The sequence below is a fragment of the Endozoicomonas sp. ONNA2 genome (assembly GCF_024606365.1).
Taxonomy (GTDB): Bacteria; Pseudomonadota; Gammaproteobacteria; order Pseudomonadales; family Endozoicomonadaceae; genus Endozoicomonas.
The window spans coordinates 1-1,588 of sequence record NZ_JAHHPO010000659.1 but is presented as its reverse complement, the minus strand read 5'-3'; the positions used below and the strand labels follow the sequence as shown (position 1 = coordinate 1,588).

Here is a 1,588-nt window from a genome sequence, read left to right as displayed (position 1 = left end):
TAAAAAAGCAGATTAACCAAGATAATCATAGATTACTCGACACTGTTATTAGCCCTCAAAATCGACCAAAACAAATGCGGGGAAATTCTCGGAAAATCACCGGAAAGGCTTGATATATAAGGAATTACAGAAAAAAAGAAACCCGTGCTTCTGGGGGAAGAAGACACGGGCTAAGACCATTAGGAGTGGTTAGGTACACAATCCAAGTACCGCGGTCGTTGCCGACACAAACTGGAAAGATCTTAGGGGGGAAGTCGATCGAACCAGCAAGGTAAGTATGATCCAGAATCAAAATACGTCCATTGAAGATTAAGAACTTTTTATAATATCAAAAGAAATTATTATCTTACAACTGGAGTTTGTCATGAGGATGCATAGAGGGAGTTTCTCTTGAAACACCGCGTCTCAAGGCTTTGATTCACGCTATCTGAGACGCAGCTGACTCTGGACAAAATTAACCGGAGTTTAAGGAAACGGGGGTATTAATCTGTTTGTATAACGTATCGCAACGCTGTGCCAAAGCCCGGTCAATAGCAAGCACGCCACTGCCCTCATTTGATTGATGGGTTCCCCAGGCAACAGCTATCTTACCCCACTCAATAACAATTCGCGGATGGTGGACATGAGCTTCGGCCAAGCACGCAATGGCGTTGCAGAATGCCAAGGCTTGTGAATATTTTTTAAAGACGAAGGATTTTTCAATATGATCAATGCTGTCATACTGACAAGAAATCCAGTCATTCATGGGTGCACTCCTTCAATTGAATAAAAACCAAAGCTCAGTCTAATTCAAACTTAGGGGAATGGCACCAGAAATACAGGTAAGCAAGTTGTCTGATCATGCTATTTAGAAATTACCCAAGCCCCACAAGGCTGACTATCATTACAACGAACTTGCGGTACGCTTACCGGCAGCTACCAAAAGGGGTGGGCGGTTGCCGGATGCCTACTGAACTGCCTGGAGTCACCAGTAATTTGGATGAATGGAATTACGCCTTCCCGGATTCTGCTTCAGCCTCTTCAGACTTCAGTTGCTCAAGCTCCTGAGTTGCAGTATTGAGCTGTTGGGCAAGCTGCTTTTGTTTGGTTTTCAGACCACTGTTTTCACCAGTAAGCGCACGATTCTGCTCTTGAAGACGCTTGATCTGCTTCTTCATTCGATCAGGATTGCTAGCTCTCAGATCTTTCAGTTCATTTTCCATGTTTTTCAGCTGGGTAGCAGCTTTTTCAGCTTTCTTCTCGGCAGTTTCCAGACGCGATTTAAGCTGGCTTACCTCCCGGTTATGCTGCTCAGTAATTTCAATAAGAGCTGCCAGGCGTTGCTGTTCAATGATATCCATTTCACTGCTTGTATCAATGCTTCCGCCCATGCTCAGGGTACCCATAGATTCGATTACCTCCGGGGAGTTTTATAAGATAGGAAATAATAAAAAGCTTCCACCAGCACGAGTTCTACGCGCTGAATCGAGTGAAATACTAAGAATGTATGAGTTATTCTTCATTAAGCGGCTGGTTAAAAGCAGAATATCAGTAGACTAGATTGGCCATTATAATACATAAAAGAGATATGGAAAGACTTATCTGAGAA

Annotated in this window: 2 protein-coding genes; both read right to left on the bottom strand. The window is 43.3% G+C overall.

What is annotated here, in order from left to right:
• Positions 1-454: 454 nt before the first annotated feature.
• A complete protein-coding gene (locus KDK14_RS11560; RefSeq protein WP_257265274.1) occupies positions 455-745 on the bottom strand; it encodes a 4a-hydroxytetrahydrobiopterin dehydratase in 291 nt (96 codons plus the stop codon).
• Positions 746-989: 244 nt separating this feature from the next.
• Complete coding sequence (locus KDK14_RS11555; RefSeq protein WP_257265273.1) at positions 990-1,385, bottom strand: hypothetical protein; 396 nt, start codon at positions 1,383-1,385, stop codon at positions 990-992.
• Between the last annotated feature and the right edge of the window lie 203 nt (positions 1,386-1,588).